The organism is Allocoleopsis sp. (genome assembly GCF_036703385.1).
In the GTDB taxonomy this organism is placed as follows: Bacteria; Cyanobacteriota; Cyanobacteriia; order Cyanobacteriales; family Coleofasciculaceae; genus Allocoleopsis.
The window spans coordinates 1-3,501 of sequence record NZ_DATNPA010000162.1 but is presented as its reverse complement, the minus strand read 5'-3'; the positions used below and the strand labels follow the sequence as shown (position 1 = coordinate 3,501).

At 45.4% G+C, this 3,501-nt stretch carries 8 protein-coding genes; 5 read left to right on the top strand and 3 right to left on the bottom strand.

Annotated elements, in window-relative coordinates:
• Positions 1-608, bottom strand: a 608-nt coding sequence (locus V6C93_RS08175; RefSeq protein WP_333476163.1) for a hypothetical protein, incomplete at its 3' end; no start/stop codon positions are given.
• A gap of 13 nt (positions 609-621) precedes the next feature.
• Here V6C93_RS08175 and V6C93_RS08170 point away from each other — a divergent pair.
• On the top strand, positions 622-831 hold the full coding sequence (locus tag V6C93_RS08170; RefSeq protein ID WP_333476162.1) for a hypothetical protein: 210 nt from the start codon (positions 622-624) through the stop codon (positions 829-831).
• 87 nt (positions 832-918) lie between these two features.
• On the opposite strand, the gene V6C93_RS08165 is transcribed toward V6C93_RS08170, so the two are convergent.
• Together V6C93_RS08165 and V6C93_RS08160 are read right to left on the bottom strand one after the other, a co-directional pair.
• A complete protein-coding gene (locus tag V6C93_RS08165) occupies positions 919-1,119 on the bottom strand; it encodes a hypothetical protein (RefSeq protein ID WP_333476161.1) in 201 nt (66 codons plus the stop codon).
• An 11-nt stretch (positions 1,120-1,130) separates the two neighbouring features.
• Entirely contained in the window at positions 1,131-1,427 is a 297-nt protein-coding gene (locus V6C93_RS08160) for a hypothetical protein (protein WP_333476160.1), read from the bottom strand.
• Between the two features lie 185 nt (positions 1,428-1,612).
• On the opposite strand from V6C93_RS08160, the gene V6C93_RS08155 reads away from it, so the two are divergent.
• The 4 genes from V6C93_RS08155 to V6C93_RS08140 form a co-directional block, all read left to right on the top strand.
• The gene (locus V6C93_RS08155; protein ID WP_333476159.1) at positions 1,613-2,026 is read left to right on the top strand and encodes a hypothetical protein; all 414 of its coding nucleotides are present in this window, start codon (positions 1,613-1,615) and stop codon (positions 2,024-2,026) included.
• Between the two features lie 21 nt (positions 2,027-2,047).
• Entirely contained in the window at positions 2,048-2,860 is an 813-nt protein-coding gene (locus tag V6C93_RS08150; RefSeq protein ID WP_333476158.1) for a hypothetical protein, read from the top strand.
• A 26-nt stretch (positions 2,861-2,886) separates the two neighbouring features.
• Entirely contained in the window at positions 2,887-3,045 is a 159-nt protein-coding gene (locus V6C93_RS08145; protein ID WP_333476157.1) for a hypothetical protein, read from the top strand.
• 111 nt (positions 3,046-3,156) lie between these two features.
• Positions 3,157-3,501: hypothetical protein (locus tag V6C93_RS08140; protein ID WP_333476156.1), on the top strand; the 345-nt coding region annotated here is incomplete at its 3' end.

The following is a 3,501-nucleotide window of genomic DNA, read 5'->3' as shown; positions in this document are numbered from 1 at the left end:
AGTTGGGTATAGGCTTTTAAAAAGGGTTTCCAGTATTTTTTATCAAATTGGTCATAACTACTTTTTAATTGGAAGCTAGCGTGTACGACATTATAAATACCAAAGTATTTTTCTTCAAAAGGATTAATATTATTTTTCAATTTTCTTAGGCGTTCTCTCTCTATTTCGATGATTGCTTCTTTATGGTTGTTGTTATAAATTTTAGGTCGTTCATCATAGGCAAGAGCGTAGAAGTTAACCGCTGTAAAGTCTACAAAACAACGTGAAACCCAAGCTATAGGATTAGTTTTCATTCGGATTCTGTCTGATAATTCAATGTTTGTATAACGGTGTAGCGCGTCAATTTCTTTGATTAGTTCGTATATGGTAGTCATCAGATTTAGATAAGGCTCGTATAGAGTTTTATCTCGTTTTGTGACTTTTAAACCAAATCGAGAACTCCAATTGTTTTGGATGAATAAAGAGCTAGTTACTTCCCAGGGTCGTTTGCATATCGATAAAGCGATTTCGATTTGACGTGCGTGTGTTTCATCTATGGCTACTACTTCGATAGGTGTGTTGAGTATTTGGTTGAAAACAACTAGGTCGGATTTGGGAAGTTTTTTCATACTGAGTTCGGTCGTGTCGGGTTACGTTAGGTCAGAGGTCAGCGGTCGGGTGAGCGATCGCCTTTCAAGCCTGAGAGTATTGGAGGTCTGGGAGAGCGATCGCAGTTGGAGTTATTCTTTTGGGTCTGGATCGAGTTCAGAGATTTTGGCTAATTTGTCAGAGGTCAGAGGTCGGAGTCTAGGGCGATCGCACAGCGACCAGAGAGAGGAGAGAGTGGAGTGAACCATAGAGAGGCGACTTTGAATCACTGGAAAATCCTTTATCCGCTCTCTGTATAGGTTTGACCATGTAGTACGCTCTCTCCTATGGCTATAATTCCTGCTTCCACCCACCAACCCACCTACGCCCCGCTGTTTCCGCTGCCTCTGGCGTGTAATAAAGCTTCTGCAAGCCGAATACCTTCCCCTCGTTAGTCAACACTCTGAACTGCCAGCAACTGTCAGCGGTGAAGTACACAATCAGGATGCCGATAGGCATGACAGTGAGCAGGTGGATTTTGGCGGTAGGCATGGCAATCGCGGTTACTCTCCGTCTTCGTCCCTGGATAGTTGTTGAGCCTTACCTGCAAGAATCTGCGATCTCAGCTCATCTAGAGTTAGACCTCTTTTTTGGGCGATGTAGGTTAATCGTTTTTCAATAGTTGGTTCTCGCTCTTGCAGCTTCGCGCATAGCAAAGACTGCGCTTGTACTGCTTTGGAACGGTTGTTAATCCAGGCATCTAAGGCTAGTTGATCGGTATACCACTCACCTAAGTCTGGAACTGTAAATCGCTTAGTCTCAGCCATACCTGTAAGTTTCTGTTTACTGTTTGCTCTCATTTTGACTCAAATCCTTACAAAACTTACCCTTTGACATAATCCTGAATATTTATTGTCAGGATACTTGACGAATCCGCTAACTATCCTTACTATAGCAACATAGGCACCTACCCACCACCCACCCAAATTGCCAAATGTCTGTAGGGTGACGGGTTACTGAGAGGGTGCTGACGGAGAGGTATCCGATGATAAACGTGACAACACGTACTCAGGAGATTTTAGAAACAGCATTAGCCACACCACCAAGCCGCAATCGTTGGTCACGTCGCGCCGTAGCTCGGCATCTAGCAAGCCAAGGTCTACTTGGCGCAGACAAAAACACGATCGCGAATTGGGAAAAGTTGCTACGGGTCATCAAAGACTATCGGGAACGCATCCCCAGAGATGCCTCTGGTAACTACATGAGCGGTTACAGTTTCGACCAATACCAGTTCACCTGTGTGGTCAAACTTGCCTATCTAATGACTCAAATTCGAGCCGATTTAAACGGGTGTAATTATCTACCACTAATCGCTCAAACCTTGGCTAATCCTGAAATTCAGTCAAAGTACTTCAGCTTTAAAGCTTGGGAAGAAGAGCTTTACGGTATCGCCGCTTAACCATCAATAGGAGTAACAACAATGGCACGTTCTACCAAGAAATCTGCAACTCAAGAAATCGCTGAAGCCTTCAACACTCCCGTAAACCTCAATTGGTGCGACGTGGCAGAGGAATTAGGCGTCACGATTCCAGACCTGCAAGAGCGCTTTGCAACTCTTCTCAACGATGCAACCGTGTTTAGTTGGGACACAATCCCAGTCGAGCATCAGCCCGTTGTAGACGCGATCGCACGAGACTTGGATGCCTCTCGCTCGACTCGCAAACTAGAACCGCAGGCAGAAAGCCCCCAGCTACCAGAGGCATCTGAGCAACCCTTAGAGCCACCGCTGTTAGAGGACAAGCCCCAATCCAAGCGCAAAGGGAAAAAGTCTACAGCCCTGACTCAGCGCAAATCATCTTCGCTCAAGAACTCAGACGAGAACTCCCAGCAGTTGGCATCTACCGATTTGCAAGTGAAGGAAGTTCTGCACGCTCGTAAGGGTCAGAAATCGGGCGCACGACTGGCAACCATCGAACTTCTAGCCGAAGATTCCACCTATCGCAAAATCAAGGGTGAAGGTCTAGTCCGTAAGGTAGCCCAACTCACGAGTGAGCTTTCTGCTGAAGCTGACTTCGACCCGATTGCAATATTGCTTGAACTGGGAATCGATGCCAACAGTGACCTGTATGAAGACTTAAGGCAGCAAATTGAACCTGCACTGGGAAAAGTGGAGAGCGCCACAGCAGAGATTGTGGAGAAGGCGTGGGTCAACGGAATCGACCTAGAAACCGAGCTTGGCAACTTAGAGAACTTGATGAATTACAGCGCCTCTACATCCGACTACTGGCAGTAAAAACGCAGCTACTGGAGCATCAACAAATGACAGCATTATTCCCCACATTCACAAACATCTGGCAACGTGCCAAATGCATTCTGGCTACCGATGTCAAATGCATCTGGCAAGCACTAGATGAGTTGGAGGAGTCAAAAGGTGAAGGATTCTTCGATGGTTTCATCTATCATCCACCGATTGTTTAAGAACTAGGAAATCTCAAAAACCGCGAAAAGCGAACGATTAATCAAAGAGTGAACCGACCCGAAAAGTAAAGATTGAACTCAAGTCGTTGGAATTGATTATTAGGAGGAAAAATGAGTTTTGAGGAATTCGACAACTTACACGTAAAAATCGCGGCGGAACTGGGCGCTACCCATGGAGCCAAGGCAGCGAGAGTGTATTTAACCACTTTCAATTTGACGTTGCAAAAGACTCTAGAATTGGAAAACGAAAGAAGACTAGCGGTGCTTGAGCGCTCGCTGGCAGAACTGAGGAGTCTTCGGATCAAGCGAACTTTGGAGATTATAAAAAATCATCAAGCGGGACTGATTGATGATGATAGAGCCATTAGTCAATGGTTGAAGCAAATGTTGGAAAATCAACGGTTGGATGTTGAAGCGTTTTCCAAGGAAATTATCGAAGTTGCTAAGAAGTATATC